The 18153-nt window shown below is 49.8% G+C and carries 17 protein-coding genes; 9 read left to right on the top strand and 8 right to left on the bottom strand.

All coding sequences use genetic code 11. The annotated features are described in order from the left end of the window. The first annotated feature begins 21 nt into the window (after nucleotides 1–21). From ACYSNS_RS04235 to ACYSNS_RS04215, 5 genes are all read left to right on the top strand, one after another. Complete coding sequence (locus tag ACYSNS_RS04235; RefSeq protein ID WP_461721859.1) at nucleotides 22–1929, top strand: DNA polymerase III subunit gamma/tau; 1908 nt, start codon at nucleotides 22–24, stop codon at nucleotides 1927–1929. Nucleotides 1930–1934: 5 nt separating this feature from the next. Beyond that, nucleotides 1935–2258, top strand: a complete 324-nt coding sequence (locus ACYSNS_RS04230) for a YbaB/EbfC family nucleoid-associated protein (RefSeq protein ID WP_461721858.1) — start codon at nucleotides 1935–1937, stop codon at nucleotides 2256–2258. A 323-nt stretch (nucleotides 2259–2581) separates the two neighbouring features. Next, nucleotides 2582–3187, top strand: coding sequence for a recombination mediator RecR (gene recR / locus ACYSNS_RS04225; RefSeq protein ID WP_461721857.1), 606 nt, complete (start codon nucleotides 2582–2584; stop codon nucleotides 3185–3187). A gap of 2 nt (nucleotides 3188–3189) precedes the next feature. Beyond that, a complete protein-coding gene (locus tag ACYSNS_RS04220; RefSeq protein ID WP_461721856.1) occupies nucleotides 3190–4422 on the top strand; it encodes a lytic murein transglycosylase in 1233 nt (410 codons plus the stop codon). Next, entirely contained in the window at nucleotides 4423–5382 is a 960-nt protein-coding gene (locus tag ACYSNS_RS04215; RefSeq protein WP_461721855.1) for a cation diffusion facilitator family transporter, read from the top strand. A 236-nt stretch (nucleotides 5383–5618) separates the two neighbouring features. Here the strand turns inward: ACYSNS_RS04215 and irrA are convergent, their stop codons facing one another. After that, nucleotides 5619–6098 carry an iron response transcriptional regulator IrrA gene (irrA, locus tag ACYSNS_RS04210; RefSeq protein ID WP_461721913.1) on the bottom strand — a complete coding sequence of 160 codons (480 nt, stop codon included), beginning with the start codon at nucleotides 6096–6098 and terminating at the stop codon, nucleotides 5619–5621. Between the two features lie 235 nt (nucleotides 6099–6333). Here irrA and fabA point away from each other — a divergent pair, with 235 nt between their 5' ends. From fabA to ACYSNS_RS04190, 4 genes are all read left to right on the top strand, one after another. Then, a complete protein-coding gene (gene fabA / locus ACYSNS_RS04205) occupies nucleotides 6334–6843 on the top strand; it encodes a 3-hydroxyacyl-[acyl-carrier-protein] dehydratase FabA (protein WP_461721854.1) in 510 nt (169 codons plus the stop codon). A 57-nt stretch (nucleotides 6844–6900) separates the two neighbouring features. Further along, nucleotides 6901–8121, top strand: a complete 1221-nt coding sequence (fabB, locus tag ACYSNS_RS04200) for a beta-ketoacyl-ACP synthase I (RefSeq protein ID WP_461721853.1) — start codon at nucleotides 6901–6903, stop codon at nucleotides 8119–8121. 50 nt (nucleotides 8122–8171) lie between these two features. Further along, on the top strand, nucleotides 8172–8990 hold the full coding sequence (gene fabI / locus ACYSNS_RS04195) for an enoyl-ACP reductase FabI (protein WP_461721852.1): 819 nt from the start codon (nucleotides 8172–8174) through the stop codon (nucleotides 8988–8990). Nucleotides 8991–9062: 72 nt separating this feature from the next. Further along, complete coding sequence (locus tag ACYSNS_RS04190; protein ID WP_461721851.1) at nucleotides 9063–9551, top strand: DUF3995 domain-containing protein; 489 nt, start codon at nucleotides 9063–9065, stop codon at nucleotides 9549–9551. A gap of 100 nt (nucleotides 9552–9651) precedes the next feature. Here the strand turns inward: ACYSNS_RS04190 and ACYSNS_RS04185 are convergent, their stop codons facing one another. The 7 genes from ACYSNS_RS04185 to pnp all read right to left on the bottom strand — a co-directional run bounded on the left by ACYSNS_RS04185 (nucleotide 9652) and on the right by pnp (nucleotide 17933). Then, nucleotides 9652–10914, bottom strand: a complete 1263-nt coding sequence (locus tag ACYSNS_RS04185) for an NAD(P)/FAD-dependent oxidoreductase (RefSeq protein ID WP_461721850.1) — start codon at nucleotides 10912–10914, stop codon at nucleotides 9652–9654. Beyond that, nucleotides 10914–11678 (bottom strand): SDR family NAD(P)-dependent oxidoreductase, encoded by a 765-nt coding sequence (locus ACYSNS_RS04180; RefSeq protein WP_461721849.1) that lies wholly within the window; start codon nucleotides 11676–11678, stop codon nucleotides 10914–10916. Before ACYSNS_RS04180 ends, ACYSNS_RS04185 begins: the two co-directional genes overlap by 1 nt. 5 nt (nucleotides 11679–11683) lie before the next feature. Beyond that, nucleotides 11684–12472 carry an amino acid ABC transporter ATP-binding protein gene (locus tag ACYSNS_RS04175; RefSeq protein ID WP_461721848.1) on the bottom strand — a complete coding sequence of 263 codons (789 nt, stop codon included), beginning with the start codon at nucleotides 12470–12472 and terminating at the stop codon, nucleotides 11684–11686. Then, nucleotides 12469–13170: an amino acid ABC transporter permease gene (locus tag ACYSNS_RS04170; RefSeq protein WP_461721847.1), complete on the bottom strand. Its 702-nt coding sequence runs from the start codon at nucleotides 13168–13170 to the stop codon at nucleotides 12469–12471. Before ACYSNS_RS04170 ends, ACYSNS_RS04175 begins: the two co-directional genes overlap by 4 nt. 213 nt (nucleotides 13171–13383) lie before the next feature. Next, nucleotides 13384–14229: a transporter substrate-binding domain-containing protein gene (locus ACYSNS_RS04165; RefSeq protein WP_461721846.1), complete on the bottom strand. Its 846-nt coding sequence runs from the start codon at nucleotides 14227–14229 to the stop codon at nucleotides 13384–13386. Between the two features lie 238 nt (nucleotides 14230–14467). Next, complete coding sequence (locus tag ACYSNS_RS04160; protein WP_461721845.1) at nucleotides 14468–15469, bottom strand: class I SAM-dependent methyltransferase; 1002 nt, start codon at nucleotides 15467–15469, stop codon at nucleotides 14468–14470. A 262-nt stretch (nucleotides 15470–15731) separates the two neighbouring features. Further along, the gene (gene pnp / locus ACYSNS_RS04155; RefSeq protein WP_461721844.1) at nucleotides 15732–17933 is read right to left on the bottom strand and encodes a polyribonucleotide nucleotidyltransferase; all 2202 of its coding nucleotides are present in this window, start codon (nucleotides 17931–17933) and stop codon (nucleotides 15732–15734) included. Between the last annotated feature and the right edge of the window lie 220 nt (nucleotides 17934–18153).

Below are 18153 nucleotides of genomic sequence, written 5' to 3'. Positions count from 1 at the left end.
TTGGGAAATTGGAAGTGAGCGATGGAAACCACACCGGCAGAGACAGCCTACCGCGTTCTTGCCCGTAAATATCGGCCTGAAAACTTTTCCGACCTGATAGGTCAGGAGCCGATGGTGCGCACGCTCACCAATGCATTCGAAACCGGCCGCATTGCACAGGCATGGATGTTGACCGGTGTACGCGGTGTAGGGAAAACCACAACTGCACGTATCTTGGCCCGCGCGCTCAATTATAAAACTGCCACGATCGACAAGCCTACAATCGATTTGCATGAATTGGGTGAACATTGTCAGGCTATCATGGAAGGCCGCCATGTTGACGTCATCGAAATGGATGCGGCGTCCCATACAGGTATTGATGATATCCGTGAAATTATCGAACAGGTGCGCTATCGTCCCGTATCTGCCCGTTATAAAGTTTACATCATCGACGAAGTTCACATGCTTTCGACACAGGCATTCAACGGCCTGTTAAAAACATTGGAAGAACCACCGCCGCACGTCAAATTCATTTTCGCAACCACTGAAATCCGTAAGGTGCCGATCACGGTGCTTTCGCGCTGTCAGCGGTTCGATTTACGCCGGATTGAATCCTCCGTTCTTGCTGCGCATTTGCACAAAATTGTCGGCAGCGAACATGTCGAAGCAGAAGATAAAGCGCTCGCCATGATTGCGCGGGCGGGCGAAGGCTCGGTACGTGATGCGCTTTCCATACTCGATCAGGCAATCGCGCATGGCGATGGTAAAGTCGATGCGCAAACCGTGCGTTCTATGCTGGGGCTTGCCGACCGTGCGCGCATTATCGATCTTTTCGAATTGATTATGAAAGGTGATGTTGCCAGCGCATTGAAAGAACTGCGCAGCCAATATGATTCAGGTGCTGACCCGCTTATTGTCTTGGGCGAATTGGCCGACTTCAACCACCTTGTTACACGATTGCGCTTTACACCCGATATGGCCGAAGATGTTTCCCTTGCCGAGGAAGAACGCCAGCGCGGACTTGATTTCTCGCAAAAACTATCCGTTCGTGTTCTTTCCCGTACATGGCAGATGTTGCTAAAGGGGATGCAGGAGGTCGATCAAGCGGCGCGGCCCATTCAAGCGGCAGAAATGCTTTTGATCCGCATGACCCATGCCGCAGATTTACCGACATTGGACGAAGCGTTAAAAGCCATTACCGATGGAAAAACCGGTGCAATCAATGTGCCACAATCATCGCAAGCCCATAAGGCACCTGATACGGGTGGGGATTATGCCTCGAACGCCGCATTCAATGCGCCGCGTGAAAATACGGCAGCGCTCGGGCCAGTACCGCCCACGGCCTTTTCCGGTTCTCAACCGATGCCGGCTGTTGAAAACAAGCCGACCATGCAGCTTGTCAGCAGCACATCGGCTATGTTGCAGCAGATAGAACAACCCTTGGATGAAAAAACAGTGGAGCCGATCAAGGCTGCGGCTCACGGGCAAGACAAAGTTCAAGACGGCGGGCATTCGGTGTCAATCCGTTCCTTGCAAGACATAGTTGATCTGGCTGATCGTCATAATGACATGCATTTCAAACTTCTGGTTAAGGAGTATGTGCGTCCGGTATCTTTCCAACCCGGACGGATTGAATTCGAGCCAGCGGAAGGCACGCCACGGTCTTTTGCCCACGATATGGCAAAAATTCTGCGCGAATGGACGGGCGAACGCTGGACTGTCACCGTTGTCAACGAAGGCGGCGGCGCCACCATGCGTGAAGAAGATGATGCCGCACGGGCGGCACTTCTTTCCGATGCGGAGGCCGATCCGGATATTGCAAAAATCCTACGTCATTTTCCCGGTTCGAAAATCGTCGATGTGCGTTTGAACAAACAGGATGATGATGCAGAGCTTACTTTGGAAGCTTTTGAAACCGAGACTGATGAAGAGAATGAACAAGGAGATTAAAACCCATGCGTGACATGATGGGCATGATGAAAAAGGCCAAGGAAATGCAGGCCAAAATGCAGGAAATGCAAGAAGAAATGGCCAATATGCAGGTGACCGGAACATCCGGCGGCGGCTTGGTCAGTGTGACATTGAGCGGTCAAGGCACGATTGTTGGCATCAAGATTGATCCATCTTTGGTCAAGCCGGAAGAAGCGGAGATCTTGGAAGATTTGATTATGGCAGCCCATAATGAAGCCAAAGCCAAAATTGAAACAGCCATGGCCGAAAAGACGCAGGCAATGACTGCTGGCTTACCTATACCACCCGGCTTTAAACTGCCTTTTTGATGAAACACGAATATGAGAAAAAGCGGCCTGTTCCGCTTTTTCTTTTTCAAATGATGCGCGCATCTCACTTGCAATAGACGTTTTCATCAAAGCGAAGCCTTTAACACGGCTATCGTCTTACCAACGGTTCTTCGAGCTGCAACGGTAAACAAAGATCACTGCCAATTGATGCCACTTTTTGAAAAAAAATCTTTGACGCCTTTGTAAATTCCTTGCGCAAGCATATCTTGCATGTGAAGGATTCGTTGATCAACGCCATAAGATTGAGCCGCGAAACCAATGCCGATCAATTCGATCCTGCTATGAATTAAAGAGAAAACCGCATGTCCAAACATATAGCCGGTCCTGAAATCGAACGCCTTATCCAGCTCTTGGCGCGTGTTCCCGGCCTTGGCCCCCGATCTGCGAGACGGGCAGCTCTTCATTTGATCAAGAAAAAGGAAGCCCTGCTCGAACCTTTAGGCACCGCAATGCAGGACGCCGCAGCCAAAGTACGGGTTTGTTCTGTTTGTGGAAATGTGGATACCTCGGACCCCTGCTCTATTTGCACCGACCCCAGACGCGATGGGGCGACTATCATTGTCGTGGAAGATGTGTCCGATCTTTGGGCATTGGAGCGGGCTGGCACCATGCAGGTCAAATATCATGTTCTGGGCGGCCGCCTTTCTCCGCTTGATGGAATCGGCCCCGATGACCTTAATATCCGCAGTCTGGTTGACCGCATAGCAAAAGGCGGCGTCAAGGAAATCATCCTTGCTGTCAATGCTACCGTTGAGGGACAAACAACCGCCCACTATATCACCGACCAACTCACCGACTATCCGGTGCGCATCACCCGCCTTGCCCACGGTGTTCCGGTGGGGGGAGAATTGGACTATCTCGACGACGGCACTCTCGCTGCCGCTTTACGCGCACGAACGAGTCTGTAACAATGCGGACATTTATCTTCACATTGCTCATTTCGCTGCTGCCACTTTCGGCCCTCGCGCAAACAGATCGAACCGTTGTAGATCAACAATTCAAAAACTGGGTTGCGAAGGATTTTTTCGACAAAGCGCGAAAGCGCGGCATATCGCCAGAAATCTATCGCAACGTTATGGATCCTATTCGTCCAAACCTGCAATTACCGGATCTGACACTGCCCGGTGAAAAACCAAAAACACCAAAACGCCAACATCAGGCGGAATTTGGTTCACCCGCCGATTATTTCAGCGAAAAATCGCTTGGCGCCGTCATCTCGGGTGGTAAAAACCGCTATGCTGCCAATGCTAAAACTTTAAAGTCTATTGAAAAGAACTATGGCGTTCCAGCGACCGTTCTTCTTGCCATATGGGGAAGAGAATCGGCTTTCGGTACTGTCAAAATTCCTTATAACGCCTTTGAGGTTCTTGCCACAAAAGCATTTATGAGCAGCCGTCAAGACATGTTCAGCGATGAACTATTGGCGGCTTTGGAAATTGTCCAGTCTTCCTACATGGACGCTGCCAGCATGAAAAGCTCATGGGCGGGTGCTTTGGGCCAACCACAATTCATGCCGACATCCTATTTGAAATATGCCGTCGATTTTGACGGTGACGGGCATCGCAACATTTGGACTTCAACCGCCGATACGCTGGCATCGATCGCAAATTATCTTAAATTGAATGGCTGGCAGCAGGGCCGCAGCTGGGGTTACGAGGTTTCTGTGCCTGAGGCTGTATCCTGTAGCCTTGAAGGGCCGGATCAAGGCAAAAGTTTTGCCGAATGGCAGCGGCTTGGTATCAAACCTGTTGCTATGAAGAGCTTTCCTGCAGGTGAAAATTCCCGTCAGGGTTTTCTTCTTATGCCGGCGGGTCGGTTAGGGCCGGCCTTTATTGTGACAGATAATTTTTACGCGCTGAAAGCCTATAATATGAGCGATCTTTATGCACTATTTATCGGCAGTGCGTCCGACCGCATTTCGGGTGCAGGCGCTTTTAAAGCGCCGTGGCAAAAAGTTGATAAGCTTTATCGATCGGATGTTGCGACAATGCAAACAGTGCTACAAAAACAAGGCTTCGACATTGGCAAACCCGATGGATTGGCGGGTTTTAAAACACGTCGTTCTATTGGCCTATGGCAGGAAAAACACGGGCAAAAGGCAACGTGCTTTCCCAGCCGCAAACTCATTCAGGATATCCGCTAAATGGCATCGCATTCGGGCTCCAAAGTCGTCATCTACGCCGCTTTGGCAGGCAATCTTTTTATCGCCGTCACGAAATTTATCGCTGCCGCGTTTACCGGTTCTTCCGCCATGCTATCAGAAGGTGTGCATTCGCTTGTCGACACTGGAAACGAATTATTGTTGCTCTACGGCCTGAAGCGCGCTGCCCGGCCGCCAGATCGCGGACATCCCTTCGGCCATGGCCGCGAACTCTACTTCTGGAGTTTTATTGTTGCACTTCTGGTTTTTGCGTTGGGCGCAGGCGTCTCATTCTATGAAGGTGTTATGCATGTCCTCTATCCAGAAGAAATGCGCAATGTCATGGTCAACTATGTTGTCCTTGGTCTTTCCATCATCTTTGAAGGCGGCTCATGGCTCATCGCGTTAAAAGCCTTCCGGCAGACCAAGGGCAAACTCGGTTATATTGCGGCTGTGCGGCGCTCGAAAGATCCAACCGTTTTTTCTGTCCTATTTGAAGATAGCGCTGCGCTGTTGGGGCTGGTTATTGCACTTATCGGTATTACCGCCTCTGTTCTTACGGGCAATCCGGTATTTGACGGTATAGCGTCACTGGGCATTGCAGCGATTTTGACCATGACTGCAATTTTTTTGGCACGGGAATGCAAAGGTTTACTGTTGGGAGAGGCAGCGCTGCCCGAGGTTCAACAGACTATCTTCGACATTGTTTCAGCCGACCCAGAAGTGCAAAAAGTCAACGGTATTATCACCGCACAATTGGGCCCGGACCAAATTGTAGCCAATGTCAGTTTGGAATTTGAAGATCACTTAACCGCGCCACAAATTGAAGAATGCGTGGTCCGCATTGAAAAGCATCTTGCGAGCATAAAACCTGAACTTGTCGGATTTTTCGTCAAACCGCAAACGGCTGGAACATGGGCAAGCCGCCGCAAAAAAATAGAAGAAAACAACGAGGGTGACTGAGCTCACGCGCCTGTTTTCGCAGCAATGTCTGCCTCTTATTCGGCTTGAAACCGTTCTTTAAACGAAATTTCTGAAAAGCGTCGACACTTATTCGCCAAGTAAGATAGCAAACTATACCACAGACTGCTTTTCAGCAGAATGCGTCCTTTACAACACTTTTCTCCAAGCGACTGAAAAAAAAGCGCCCGGACATTCGGCGAAGTATTATATGCATCGTAAAAATGCGTAGCAGATGCTCAATTGGTATGTTTAGGCCGCAACCGAATAATCAGATCGACATGGGAAATTTCCATATCCTGCGGCGGAGGCGGCAGATTGTCGATAATCGGTTGCCCCTCAGGGCCATGCGGAATATCGATAATGCGGTTTTCACCTTCAAGATAGAAGTGATGGTGATCCGACGTGTTGGTATCAAACCAGGTCTTTGAACCTTCAACCGCAATAATGCGCAACAAACCCGCCTGCGTAAACTGATGTAATGTATTATAGACAGTGGCAAGCGAGACAGGAACAGAGGCTTTGACGGCCTCCTCATGCAGCTCCTCGGCGGCAATATGGCGGTTGCCTTGCGAGAAAAGCATATTGGCAAGCGCCAAGCGCTGTCTTGTCGGCCTCAAGCCTCTTTCACGCAAATGCTTCTCAAGTTCAGATAATGAATGATAATTCACTGCTTTTACCCGTACCACTTCTATTGCTGCACATAAATATCTCGGCAATATAATCTGAAAAGGATTTGTGTTCAAGCTGGCAACTCCAACAAGCATGTATTAGCGCGCTTAGAGTCGTTAAAACTCAGGCGAGCGGCGAACCAATGACCCAATAAAAACGAATAAGACGGTGTTTTGTCATCAAAAACTGTCGAAAACCGGTTCCCACCTCCTTGAAATTGCTCTAAGAGTATGTCGTTGAAAAGCGCTGATAAATGAAATTGCGCAGACGGATGGAGTAACAATGGCTGAACAAAAGTCTAGCTACACTTATGAAGAGCTTCTTAGCTGCGCACGCGGCGAAATGTTTGGGAAAGGCAATGCGCAATTACCCGCCCCGCCAATGTTGATGTTCAACCGTATTACCGAAATCAGCGAAACTGGCGGCGAAAACGGCAAAGGGCTGATTCGCGCCGAATTTGATGTTTCCCCCGACCTTTGGTTCTTCGATTGCCATTTCATTGGCGATCCGGTCATGCCGGGTTGTCTGGGGCTGGATGCCATGTGGCAGTTGACCGGTTTTTATCTCGGCTGGCTCGGTGAGCCCGGCAAGGGCCGTGCCATCTCAACCGGCGAAGTCAAGTTTTCAGGCATGGTCACGCCCAAGACAAAACTTGTCGAATATGGCATAGACTTTAAACGCGTCATGCGTGGACGCCTCGTTTTGGGCATCGCTGACGGCTGGGTAAAGGCTGACGGTGAAGTGATCTATAAAGCCAGCGATTTGCGCGTGGCCTTGTTCAAAGAAGACTAAGCATTATTTCAAACAGCGGGGTGTGTTCCCTGTTTGTGAGGAATCAAGGAGATACTGATGCGTCGAGTAGTTGTAACCGGTATGGGGATTGTCTCCTCAATCGGGAATAATCCTCAAGCCGTTCTTAACAGTTTGCGCGAAGCAAAATCGGGTATTACATTTTCTCAGGAATATGCCGATATGGGCTTTCGCAGCCAGGTTTATGGCATGCCGGATGTCGATATCGAGGCTCTGGTTGACCGTCGCGCCATGCGCTTTCACGGGCGGGGCACCGCTTGGAATCATATTGCGATGGATCAGGCCGTTGCAGACGCAGGTTTAACGCCTGAAGAGGTCTCTAACCCACAAACCGGCATCATCATGGGGTCCGGCGGCCCTTCCACCCGGTCTATTGTGGATGCTGCCGATATTGCCCGTGAAAAAGGTCCCAAACGGGTTGGCCCTTTTGCCGTACCGAAAGCCATGAGTTCGACAGCTTCGGCAACTTTGGCGACGTTTTTTAAAATCAAGGGCGTCAACTATTCGATTTCGTCCGCCTGCGCCACGTCGAACCATTGTATAGGTAACGCCTATGAAATGATTCAATATGGCAAGCAGGATCGCGTATTTGCTGGCGGATGTGAAGATCTGGACTGGACATTGTCCGTTCTATTCGATGCCATGGGCGCCATGTCGAGCAAGTATAACGATACGCCGTCACGCGCTTCACGGGCCTATGATGCCAACCGCGACGGTTTCGTAATTGCCGGCGGTGCCGGTGTGCTTGTCTTGGAAGAGCTGGAAGTTGCAAAAGCGCGCGGCGCGAAAATCTATGGCGAAATCATCGGCTATGGTGCCACATCTGATGGCCATGACATGGTCGCGCCATCTGGTGAAGGTGCTGAACGATGCATGCGCATGGCACTTGCAACCGTCAAGAACAAGATTGACTACATCAATCCGCATGCGACATCGACCCCGGTTGGCGACCCGCCGGAATTGCAGGCAATGCGTAATATTTTCGGATCTGGCGATAAATGCCCGCCCATCTCGGCGACAAAATCGTTGACCGGCCATTCGCTTGGTGCCGCTGGCGTGCAGGAAGCAATCTACACTTTGTTGATGATGAATAATAACTTCATTTGCGAAAGTGCCCATATTGACGAGCTCGATCCTGCATTGGCTGATATGCCGATCGTTCGGAAACGTCGTGATAACCAACAACTGAATACTGTCCTGTCAAATACTTTCGGCTTTGGCGGAACCAATGCAACGCTGGTTTTCCAGCGCTACGAATAAACCGGACATTTTTCAACCCTGAAAAGTGCCACAGGCTTACGGAGAATAATATGGAAGGTTTGATGAAGGGCAAGCGCGGCCTCATTATGGGCGTCGCGAACGACCATTCAATCGCCTGGGGAATTGCGTGCCAGCTTGCAAAGGCAGGGGCCGAACTGGCATTTACCTATCAGGGTGATGCGTTTGGAAAACGCGTTAAGCCGCTGGCAGATAAACTCGATTCAAAGCTTCTGCTTGAATGTGATGTTGAAAACATTGAATCCGTCGATGCGGTATTTGATCGATTGGAGAAGGAATGGGGCACAATCGACTTTGTTGTGCATGCTATAGGTTTTTCAGACAAATCGCAGCTTAAAGGCCGTTATGTCGATGTGACAACGCGCGAGAATTTCAGCCGTACCATGGTAATATCGGCCTATTCTTTCACTGAAATTGCCCAGCGTGCCGGACGTCTCATGCCAAATGGCGGTACATTGCTGACCCTAACCTACGGTGCGTCGCAGCAAGTGGTGCCCAATTACAATGTTATGGGTGTCGCAAAAGCGGCGCTTGAGGCTATGGTACGCTATCTGGCAGCCGATTATGGGCAGCAGAACATCCGCGTCAACGCCATTTCCGCCGGTCCGATTCGGACATTGGCCGGCAATGGAATCGGCGCTGCCCGGGCGATCTTTTCTTATCAGCGCCGCAATGCGCCTTTACGCCGTACTGTTGATATTGATGAAATCGGTAAATCCGCGCTCTACCTTTTGTCTGATCTGTCATCTGGTGTAACTGGCGAAATTCATTATGTTGACTCCGGCTATAACATTATGTCGATGCCGACACTGGATGAGTTAAAGCAGAGCGAAGAGGCCCGCGGCGAATAGAGAATTAGAGCATTTCCAACAAAATTTGACAGACTTTTGTGTTAGGATAATGCGACAAAACAAAGAGTTGGAGTGAATCCTTGCCTCAGTCAAAGACGGATTCACTCTAGCGAAGTCGCTGCTATGGGGGTGCCGGAATTGACCTTGGTTTTGGGAAGTTTGACGACGATTGTCTTGTTTTTCCTAGCCTTGGTCCATTTTTACTGGGCCATGATTTCTTCCTCGCAGCCAAGCGCAAAAGTTGTCCCGTATATTGACGGTAAACCTGCCTTTATTCCCACACGCAAAGGCACGGCTTTTGTTGCCTTCCTACTTTTATTGATGGGTCTTTTTCTGGTTGAACTGACGTACAATGCCTTTGGCTTGTCGCTTTGGTTCAACAAGCTCGGAGGAACGGTGTTGGCTTGTGGTTTCATCGCTCGTGCAGTGGGCGATTTCCGACTTGTGGGGGCTTTCAAACGGGTCAAAAATAGCGAATTCGCATTTTACGATACGCATTATTGGTCGCCTTTATGTGCTGCACTGGGTTTGGCTGTTCTCTTTATTACCTGGGCCCATTAGAGCGCTTTTCGACCTTATGGCATCAGGCCGGCGTGTTTCAAGCTTTTGATTTGTCGCGGTATCTTATCCGTTTGATGATTCACATCAATCGGGAACCACTCTAAAATCGGGTAGGCGAAAAACAGGCGAGATCCTGCTCCTGCCCTTTCAGCATGGCAACAATAATCTCAGCCGTTTTCGGTGCCGCGTTTAACCCCACATGCCCATGTCCGAACGCATAGAAAACACCCTCAAGACCGGATGCCTTTCCAAGCACCGGTAAGCCGTCGGGGGTTGATGGACGATGTCCGAACCAGCGCTTGACCTGCCAATGGTTTTGTTGCGCTTTGAGAGAGGGATAAGCGTTGAGAAGATGTTGCATGAGAATATCCGCACGCTTCCAGTTTGCTTTTGCATCAACACCGCATAACTCCACCTGTCCTGCAGCGCGCAGCGCATTCCCAACCATGGTGTTGGCCATTTTTCCATCGCTCGGCATAACGGGAATTTTCAGCGAAACACCCGGCTTGTCAATCTGGACGTGGTATCCGCGTTCGCTTTGCATACTCACTCGATCCCCCGCGCGCGCCGCCAAAATACGGGAATGAATTCCGGCAGAAACGATCGCGCAATCCACGCTGACGATGCCCTTGTCCGTAACGATACTTTGCAAGCGACCGTTTTCACGGATAAAATCGAGCGCTTGCGCACGGATGGATGCAACACCCAGCGTTTGTGCATGATGAGCGATTGCGGCCGTGTAAGCACCGGGATCGGTGCTATGGGCACCGCGGGGAACATAGACTGCGAATGTATATTTTTTGGCCAAGATGGGTGCTTTGTCCTGCAACTCTTGACCTTCCAGCTCTTGATATTCCAAACCGTTTTCACGGCGCAGCCGCCAAGAGCGTGCATCCTGTTCAAATGCCTGTCGATCTGGAAAAGCATAAAGCAGCCCGTTTTGTTCAACCAGATCGGGATGGCCGATCTCCTTTGCCAAAGCAATATGGCGCTCCGGCGCATCGTGGATGAGGCCATTGAGGATGGCAGCCGTGCGGCTCAATTTCTCTTCGGTTGAACCGGCTTTTACAAAACGCCATAGCCATGGGAGAAGCTTCGGCAAAGCCCCGGGCCGTATGGTCAACGGCCCTGTCGGATCGAGCAGATAACCCGGCGCTTTTTTCCAAATTCCCGGGCTTGTCATCGGAATGATGGAGGCAGGACTGATCCATCCGCCATTTCCATAACTTGCGGCTTGCTCTCCACCGGCCTCATCCGCATCGATCAATGTAACGGAGAAGCCGTTTTGTATCAATCGTAATGCAAGGGTCGCGCCAACGATACCGGCACCAATCACTGCAACGCGCTTCTTTTCCTGTGTCATCACGAACATCCTTTTATGAGACCGCCATTCACGTGCCATATCTGTCCAGTTATATAAGACGACTTTTCCGACGCCAAAAAAGCCAGCACCTGCGCTACCTCTTCGGCAGTCCCGCGTCTTTGCAGAGGAATATCCTTTTGGATATTGCCAATCATTTGTGTTGAAAGCCTGCTATTTGCGGCATCGTCTTTTTCAATCAAACCGGGAACAACCGCATTCACCAATATGCCGTCAACAGCAAGAATCTGGGATAATTGACGCACAGCATTTTCCAGTGCGGCACGACTAAGGGCCGTTGCGGCAAACGGATCATAGGTTTTTGCCTTTGCCAAATGTGCGACAAATGATGAAACGGCGATCAGGCGTGGTGCGGCAGACGCCTTCAACTCGGCCCGCGCCTGCCTCGCAAACTCAATCAGCACCCACAACGACTCGTCGCAGGCTTCATAAAAATCTTGCCGTGAAAGTGTCAGGATATCGCCATTACGCGCCCGACCAGCCACACCGATAATCGCATCAATCGTGCCGAACGTTTCCAACGCTTTGGTGACGCAATTTTGGACAGTGTCCGCTTTGCAGATATCGCCGGTGACAGAAACGACATCAGTGCCAATGGCGCTTGCTGATTTGGCAACACTGTCAAGTCCCGCTTGGTTTTTGCCGCTATGCAATACCATTGCTGTCTGTGGCCCCGCTATTGCCAGCGCTGTCGCCCGTCCAATTCCACTTGCTGCACCAGTGATAATGAAGACACGGCGCTTCATGCGGTTTATTCCTTCAAGGCGGGCAACGCGCCCGAATTATGGAAGTGGCTTAAAAATGCCTTCGTTGCTGCATTTTGCGGATTATCAATCAACGCACGCGCCGGGCCCTCTTCGACCACCACACCATCACGCATAAAAACCACACGATCGGCAACTTCACGCGCGAATGCCATTTCATGGGTAACCAGAACCATGGTCATGCCATCGGCAGCCAGCTGTTGAATGACTGCCAGAACCTCGCCGACAAGCTCTGGATCCAGAGCTGACGTTGCCTCGTCAAACAGCATGACCTTAGGCTCCATAGCCAAAGCGCGGGCAATGGCGACACGCTGCTTTTGTCCGCCGGAAAGCGTCGAGGGATAGGCATTGGCTTTTTCTGCCAATCCCACTTTAGCGAGCTGCTCCATAGCGAGTTGACGGGCTGCTGGCTTATTCATTTTCCGCACGATAACCGGGGCTTCCATAACATTCCCCAAAACCGTCATATGCGGAAACAAATTGAACTGTTGAAAGACCATGCCGGTTCTGGCCCGAAATGCTGCCAAAGCATGCTTATCAGGCATGTTACGCTTATGATCAAAATTGAAAGCTGTATTGCCGACCCGGATGAAACCACCATCGGGTTTAACAAGGAGATTGATACAACGCAGCAAAGTAGATTTTCCAGAACCCGATGGCCCAATAAGCGCAACCACCCCGCCGAGTTTTACTGTCAGGTTGATATTTTTCAACACCTCATTATCGCCAAAACGCTTTTTGAGATTCTGGACTTCAACCTCGAACACGTCGCTCATGCTTTTGCTCCCATACGTTTTTCCCAGCCCCTGAGAACAAAGGTTAAAGGCAAAAGAACAACAAGATAGGCCAATGCGAGCGCAGTATAGGTTTCAAGTGGACGATAATTATCATAGGCGATTTGCTGGCTTTGATAAACAAGGTCTGGCACGGCCAATACAGAAACCAGCGACGTATTTTTGAATTGTATGATGGATTGATTGGTTAATGCCGGTATCATGCGCCGCAAAGCCTGTGGCAGCACGATGCGCCGCATAATCTGGGACGGTAGCATGCCCAAAGCCGCACCAGCTTCGGACTGGCCGCTATCGATAGAAACGATACCACCGCGGATGATTTCAGAATAGAAAGACGCACCATAGAGTGAAATAGCCACCGCCGAGGCAGTTATCGGCGACATTTCTATACCAATCAATACCGGAAACGCGTAGTAAAACCAGATCAGCTGCACCAGTATCGGGGTGCATCGGAAAATCTCAACCACGGCCAATGTAACAGCGCGGACAGTGGCAAATCGCGATAGAGAACCGATGGCCTGAATGAAGCCGATCAACAAACCGAAAAAAACAACCGCCAGCGTAAAAAGAATTGTTACCCAAAGACCGTCGAGGAATAACCAACGGTAATTCCATAAGACTTCAAAATTCCATTCGTATGCGCTGCCCATTACAAACCGGATTTCATTTGATCTGACCATTATCGCCCAATAACAAAAGGGCGCCTATTCCCACGCTGGTTTTAGCCATACCACCTTTATAAATGCAAGGCTATTTGACCGACAAAACGCGCAAATCGCACTGCAATGCGCAATTCCACACATCACCATGAAAAGCAGCAAAGAATCTTTAGCATAGCAACGCTTTCAGGATATTTTTCCGGCGTTCACTGCATTGCTATACGGCCAAAACGATTACAGTGTAACACCGGCTGGAAAATCACTTTCCTTTACACCAACCAACGCCATATTGCGGACAATAGCGTCACGGATAAAGCCAGAAGCGCGACGTTCATTGATCCAGTTATCAACAAATTGCATCCACGATTTGTCTTCTTCCTTACGGAAACCGGCATGGGAGGTGGTAAAATCGGTAGGAGTCGGAACAACGAGTGTTCCCAAGGACTTATTTTTTGCCAGAACGGTGAGTGATATCAAAAGAATGATGCATTGTGCATCTACCCTGCCGACCTGCAAGGCGGCACTGGCATCATTGACGGATTTGAGACGTGAGATATTGGCCTTGGGCGCAAGTCGCGTCACCGCTGAGTCCTGCGAAGAACCGGCATCTACCGAAATGCGAAAATCGGGGCGATTTATATCATCCCAGGTTTTGACATCGATACCCTTCTTGGTGATCAAAGCAAAAGCATTTTGAAAAAGCGGGCCGGAGAAATCCACCGCCTCCCGACGCTGCGGCGTAGGATTCAAGCCAAAGTAAACGTCGATTTTGTTGGCTTGCAAGTCAAGAACCGAATTGCCCCACGTCGTCTCGGTAATTTCCAGTTTCAGACCAAGATCATCGGCAAGAGCTTGCGCAATATCAATATTGAAACCACGCCATTTGCCATCAATCAGCGACTTCTGGAAATAGGGCGCGCCATCAGCGACCGCACCAATGCGCAAAACACCAGAAGCTTTGACCCGGTCAAGCGAAGAGTTGGACGCAGCACTGGCAGTCTTTGCCAAACCCACTGCACCGACTGATGCGGCTGCAGCTGTGAAACTCACCATCTTGTTGAATTGACGACGCGTAAACATAATCCCGTTCCCTATTATCCCATATTGATAGGCACGGATAATGTCGCGAAAAATAACAAAATAGCAAGCTAAAGGCAGAATTTTCCTGAAGAAAAAAGCAAACGGTTCCAAATGCACGGACAGTTTAGCAGCGGTTGCGGTTTCCACTCTTCGCTACACGCTATAGACCCACGGCATTGCTATCGCCCCTGCATCTTGCACGCGCCAATATCCGCACGTTTCACAAATAGTTTCCCGCCTATTTGCGCGCTTCGATGATTTTAAAGCCACCGGCATCTTCTAAAACAAATACCTTGCGAAACAGGCTTTTCAAGCCAGCTTCATAGGGAAGGTGTCTATTTGCCACCAAAAGAAGGCAGCCGCCTAATTTCAGCCGCTTCGCCGCAACCTCAATGAAACGCTGGCCTAAAGCGGCATCGGCCGTTCGCCCTTCGTGGAAAGGTGGATTGCTTATGACCGTATCATAAATACCCTCCACAGTTTCACATGTCAGATCATGCCAATGGAATGCAACCGGTATTGAGCTTTGCATCTGCGCAATATGGTCTTTTGCACTTTGCAAAGCATGATAGTCTGCTTCGAAAACATCAAGTGTGCTGATCTTTGTCTCAGCTGCCAATATTTCGCATGCAAGATAACCCCAGCCGGCACCAAAATCGGCAGTTTTGCCAAAAACGATATTTTTCAAATGCGGGACCAACATAGCGGACCCCTTATCGATGCGCCCATGCGAAAACATCCCCGCAGATGTGGAAAAACGCTCCGCAAAAGTAATATCCGGAACGCGGTGTTGTTCGATCAAGCCGCTATCAAGATCCACAGGGACACGCAGCCAAAAAACAATCCCGTGGTTTTTTGAACATTTATCTTCAACCGGAGCGAGACTATTCACCCATTTTGCCATAGGCGCGGCACCAACGGTTTTATCGCCGCTGACAATGATAAGGCCGCCGGGCTTAACCCGTTCAAGAATGTCCAGAAACCGGTTCTGGTTCAGTCCCTTATGTTTACCTAGCTGTAGCATTGCACCGTCAAATGGGATGGCTCTTTCCGGGAACGTTGGTTGGCAGCGAAAACCCGCCTTGGACTGTGCCAGAAAATCGGGCCGCCAAGGTTGAACCATTGTCAGTCTCTCCTGCCACTCAAGATCGGGCACAGCAACGAGACCAGCAGCCAGCCAGCTTTCGTTCTTGGTTGGAAAGGCCAAAATGCCCTGATCGAATGGTAGAAAAACAGACATGTCTATACCGCTTAGAGCATTTCCAACAAAAGTTGAATGACTTTTGTGTCCGGATAATGCGTAAAATAAAAAACTCGGAGTGAATCATTGTCTCAATCAAAAACGGATCCACTCTGAAGCAAAGTGTAGCTTTAGAAAGTTACTGCAATGATCTTTTCAAATCTATTCCGGTTGAAAACGCGCAATGTGCAGAAAAACATCGTAGAAAAACAAAAGCCGCCCTTTATCGGGCGGCTTCTTATTTCATAACTGCCGTTTGATATCAATCATCGTTTCTTTTACGACGACGCTTCTTTTCAGGTCTATCACCCTGATCGGCATTATCGGCTTCTTCTGCTTTCGCAGATTCATCACGCGGAATTTCCTTACCGGTTTCCTGATCGACAACTTTCATTGACAAACGCACTTTGCCGCGTTCATCAAAGCCCATCAACTTAACCCAGACCTTCTGGCCTTCTTGAACCACATCTGTAGTTTTTGCAACGCGCTCTGAAGCCAGTTGCGAAATGTGAACCAAACCATCACGAGGGCCAAAGAAGTTAACAAAAGCGCCGAAATCAGCTGTTTTTACAACTGTACCTTCGTAAATTTCACCGACTTCCGGTTCGTCAACAATCGAATGGATCCAGCGTTTTGCAGCTTCGATGGTTTTTGCATCCGAAGAAGCGATTTTGACTGTGCCATCATCTTCAATGTTGATCTTAGCGCCCGTCTGTTCAACGATTTCGCGGATAACCTTACCGCCCGAACCGATAACATCACGGATTTTATCAACCGGAATATTCATCATTTCAATGCGCGGTGCAAATTCGCCCAGCTCGGCGCGTGCACCGGTCAAAGCTTTTGCCATTTCGCCGAGAATATGGATACGACCACCCTTGGCCTGGTCCAAAGCGACCTTCATGATTTCTTCGGTGATACCGTCAATCTTGATGTCCATCTGAAGCGATGTGATACCATTTTCTGTACCGGCAACCTTGAAATCCATATCGCCGAGATGATCTTCATCACCCAGAATATCGGAAAGAACCGCAAAACGGTCACCTTCCTTGATCAAGCCCATAGCAATACCGGCAACAGGACGCTGCAACGGAACGCCGGCATCCATCAAAGCAAGTGATGTACCGCAAACAGTCGCCATAGAGGACGAACCATTGGATTCTGTAATTTCAGACACTGCACGGATTGTGTAAGGGAAGCTTTCCTTGGCAGGAAGCATCGGATGGATAGCGCGCCATGCGAGCTTACCGTGGCCGATTTCACGACGACCGGGCGAACCGATACGGCCTGTTTCACCGACAGAAAACGGCGGGAAGTTGTAATGAAGAAGGAAAGTTTCCTTGTACATTCCGGTCAATGAATCAATATATTGTTCATCTTCACCAGTGCCCAATGTGGCAACAACGATAGCCTGTGTTTCACCACGGGTAAACAATGCCGAACCATGGGTCCGCGGCAAGACACCAACTTCCGAAACGATTGGCCGAACGGTGGAAAGATCGCGTCCATCAATACGGCTACCCGTATCGAGAATGTTCCAGCGGACGATTTTGGCCTGAAGATGCTTGAACACTGTGCCGATCTGTTCTGCACTATATTCTGGGTTGTCCTGACCTTCTGGAAGAAACTTGGCTACAACCTTGGCCTTCACCGCATCAACAGCTTCATAGCGAGCCTGTTTATCGGTGATCTGATAAGCCTTACGCAAATCTTTTTCAGCCAGTTTCAACATTTTCTTTTCAAGATCGGAAAGATCTTCTGCAGAAAAGTTCCGTGGTTCTTTGGCAGCAACTTCGGCCAATTTGATGATTGCATCAATAACCGGTTGGAAACCTTTCTGGCCGAACACAACGGCACCCAGCATCACGTCTTCCGGCAGTTCCTGTGCTTCCGATTCAACCATTAAAACGGCTTCGGAAGTTCCTGCAACGACGAGGTCAAGCTTCGATTCCGGCATTTCGTCGATATTCGGATTAAGAACGTATTGGCCATTAATGTAGCCCACACGTGCGCCACCGATCGGCCCCATGAACGGAACACCCGAAAGGGTCAGTGCTGCAGACGCTGCAACCATGGAAAGGATATCAGGATTGTTTTCCAGATCGTGCTGCATCACCGTAATGATAACCTGCGTATCATTTTTGTAGCCATCAGCAAAAAGCGGACGGATTGGACGGTCGATCAAACGGGATATCAGCGTTTCGCTTTCGCTCGGACGGCCTTCACGCTTGAAGTATCCACCCGGTATCTTACCGGCAGCGTAGGTTTTTTCCTGATAGTTTACGGTCAACGGGAAAAAATCCTGACCAGGCTTTGGCTCCTTGGCAGAAACGACGGTTGCCAAAACAACTGTTTCTCCATAGGTGGCAATCACTGCGCCATCAGCTTGACGGGCAACCTTGCCGGTTTCCAAAATAAGCGGGCGTCCTGCCCAATCAATCTCAACTTTATGAGTATTAAACATTTCTTGTCCTTGATTAACGCCATAAGCACCCTGCCTATAGCGTGTTCTTTCTTCGTGTCATGGGCAAGACAACAAGACGCATCGAGCTGTCATCCACCTCAAAGAGGTGAGAACCTGAAGCGGCTGGCAATCCTGCCCCATGACGGTTCCATATCATCAGCGGCTCAAACCGGCCATCTGATATTTTTGGGCGGGAAACCGTTGCCGATTTCCCGCCCGA

The sequence above is a fragment of the Bartonella sp. LJL80 genome, from assembly GCF_054871565.1.
This window is presented reverse-complemented; position numbering and strand designations above follow the sequence as displayed.

Excerpts from the sequence above, each read along its gene's own strand:
- ACYSNS_RS04165 (WP_461721846.1), bottom strand. The coding sequence starts at position 14,229 with ATGTTTACGCGTCGTCAATTCAACAAGATGGTGAGTTTCACAGCTGCA.
- ACYSNS_RS04180 (WP_461721849.1), bottom strand. The coding sequence starts at position 11,678 with ATGAAGCGCCGTGTCTTCATTATCACTGGTGCAGCAAGTGGAATTGGA.
- ACYSNS_RS04235 (WP_461721859.1), top strand. The coding sequence starts at position 22 with ATGGAAACCACACCGGCAGAGACAGCCTACCGCGTTCTTGCCCGTAAA.
- fabI (WP_461721852.1), top strand. The coding sequence starts at position 8,172 with ATGGAAGGTTTGATGAAGGGCAAGCGCGGCCTCATTATGGGCGTCGCG.
- ACYSNS_RS04160 (WP_461721845.1), bottom strand. The coding sequence starts at position 15,469 with ATGTCTGTTTTTCTACCATTCGATCAGGGCATTTTGGCCTTTCCAACC.
- ACYSNS_RS04220 (WP_461721856.1), top strand. The coding sequence starts at position 3,190 with ATGCGGACATTTATCTTCACATTGCTCATTTCGCTGCTGCCACTTTCG.
- ACYSNS_RS04185 (WP_461721850.1), bottom strand. The coding sequence starts at position 10,914 with ATGACACAGGAAAAGAAGCGCGTTGCAGTGATTGGTGCCGGTATCGTT.
- ACYSNS_RS04215 (WP_461721855.1), top strand. The coding sequence starts at position 4,423 with ATGGCATCGCATTCGGGCTCCAAAGTCGTCATCTACGCCGCTTTGGCA.
- pnp (WP_461721844.1), bottom strand. The coding sequence starts at position 17,933 with ATGTTTAATACTCATAAAGTTGAGATTGATTGGGCAGGACGCCCGCTT.
- recR (WP_461721857.1), top strand. The coding sequence starts at position 2,582 with ATGTCCAAACATATAGCCGGTCCTGAAATCGAACGCCTTATCCAGCTC.
- fabB (WP_461721853.1), top strand. The coding sequence starts at position 6,901 with ATGCGTCGAGTAGTTGTAACCGGTATGGGGATTGTCTCCTCAATCGGG.
- fabA (WP_461721854.1), top strand. The coding sequence starts at position 6,334 with ATGGCTGAACAAAAGTCTAGCTACACTTATGAAGAGCTTCTTAGCTGC.
- ACYSNS_RS04170 (WP_461721847.1), bottom strand. The coding sequence starts at position 13,170 with ATGGTCAGATCAAATGAAATCCGGTTTGTAATGGGCAGCGCATACGAA.
- ACYSNS_RS04230 (WP_461721858.1), top strand. The coding sequence starts at position 1,935 with ATGCGTGACATGATGGGCATGATGAAAAAGGCCAAGGAAATGCAGGCC.
- ACYSNS_RS04175 (WP_461721848.1), bottom strand. The coding sequence starts at position 12,472 with ATGAGCGACGTGTTCGAGGTTGAAGTCCAGAATCTCAAAAAGCGTTTT.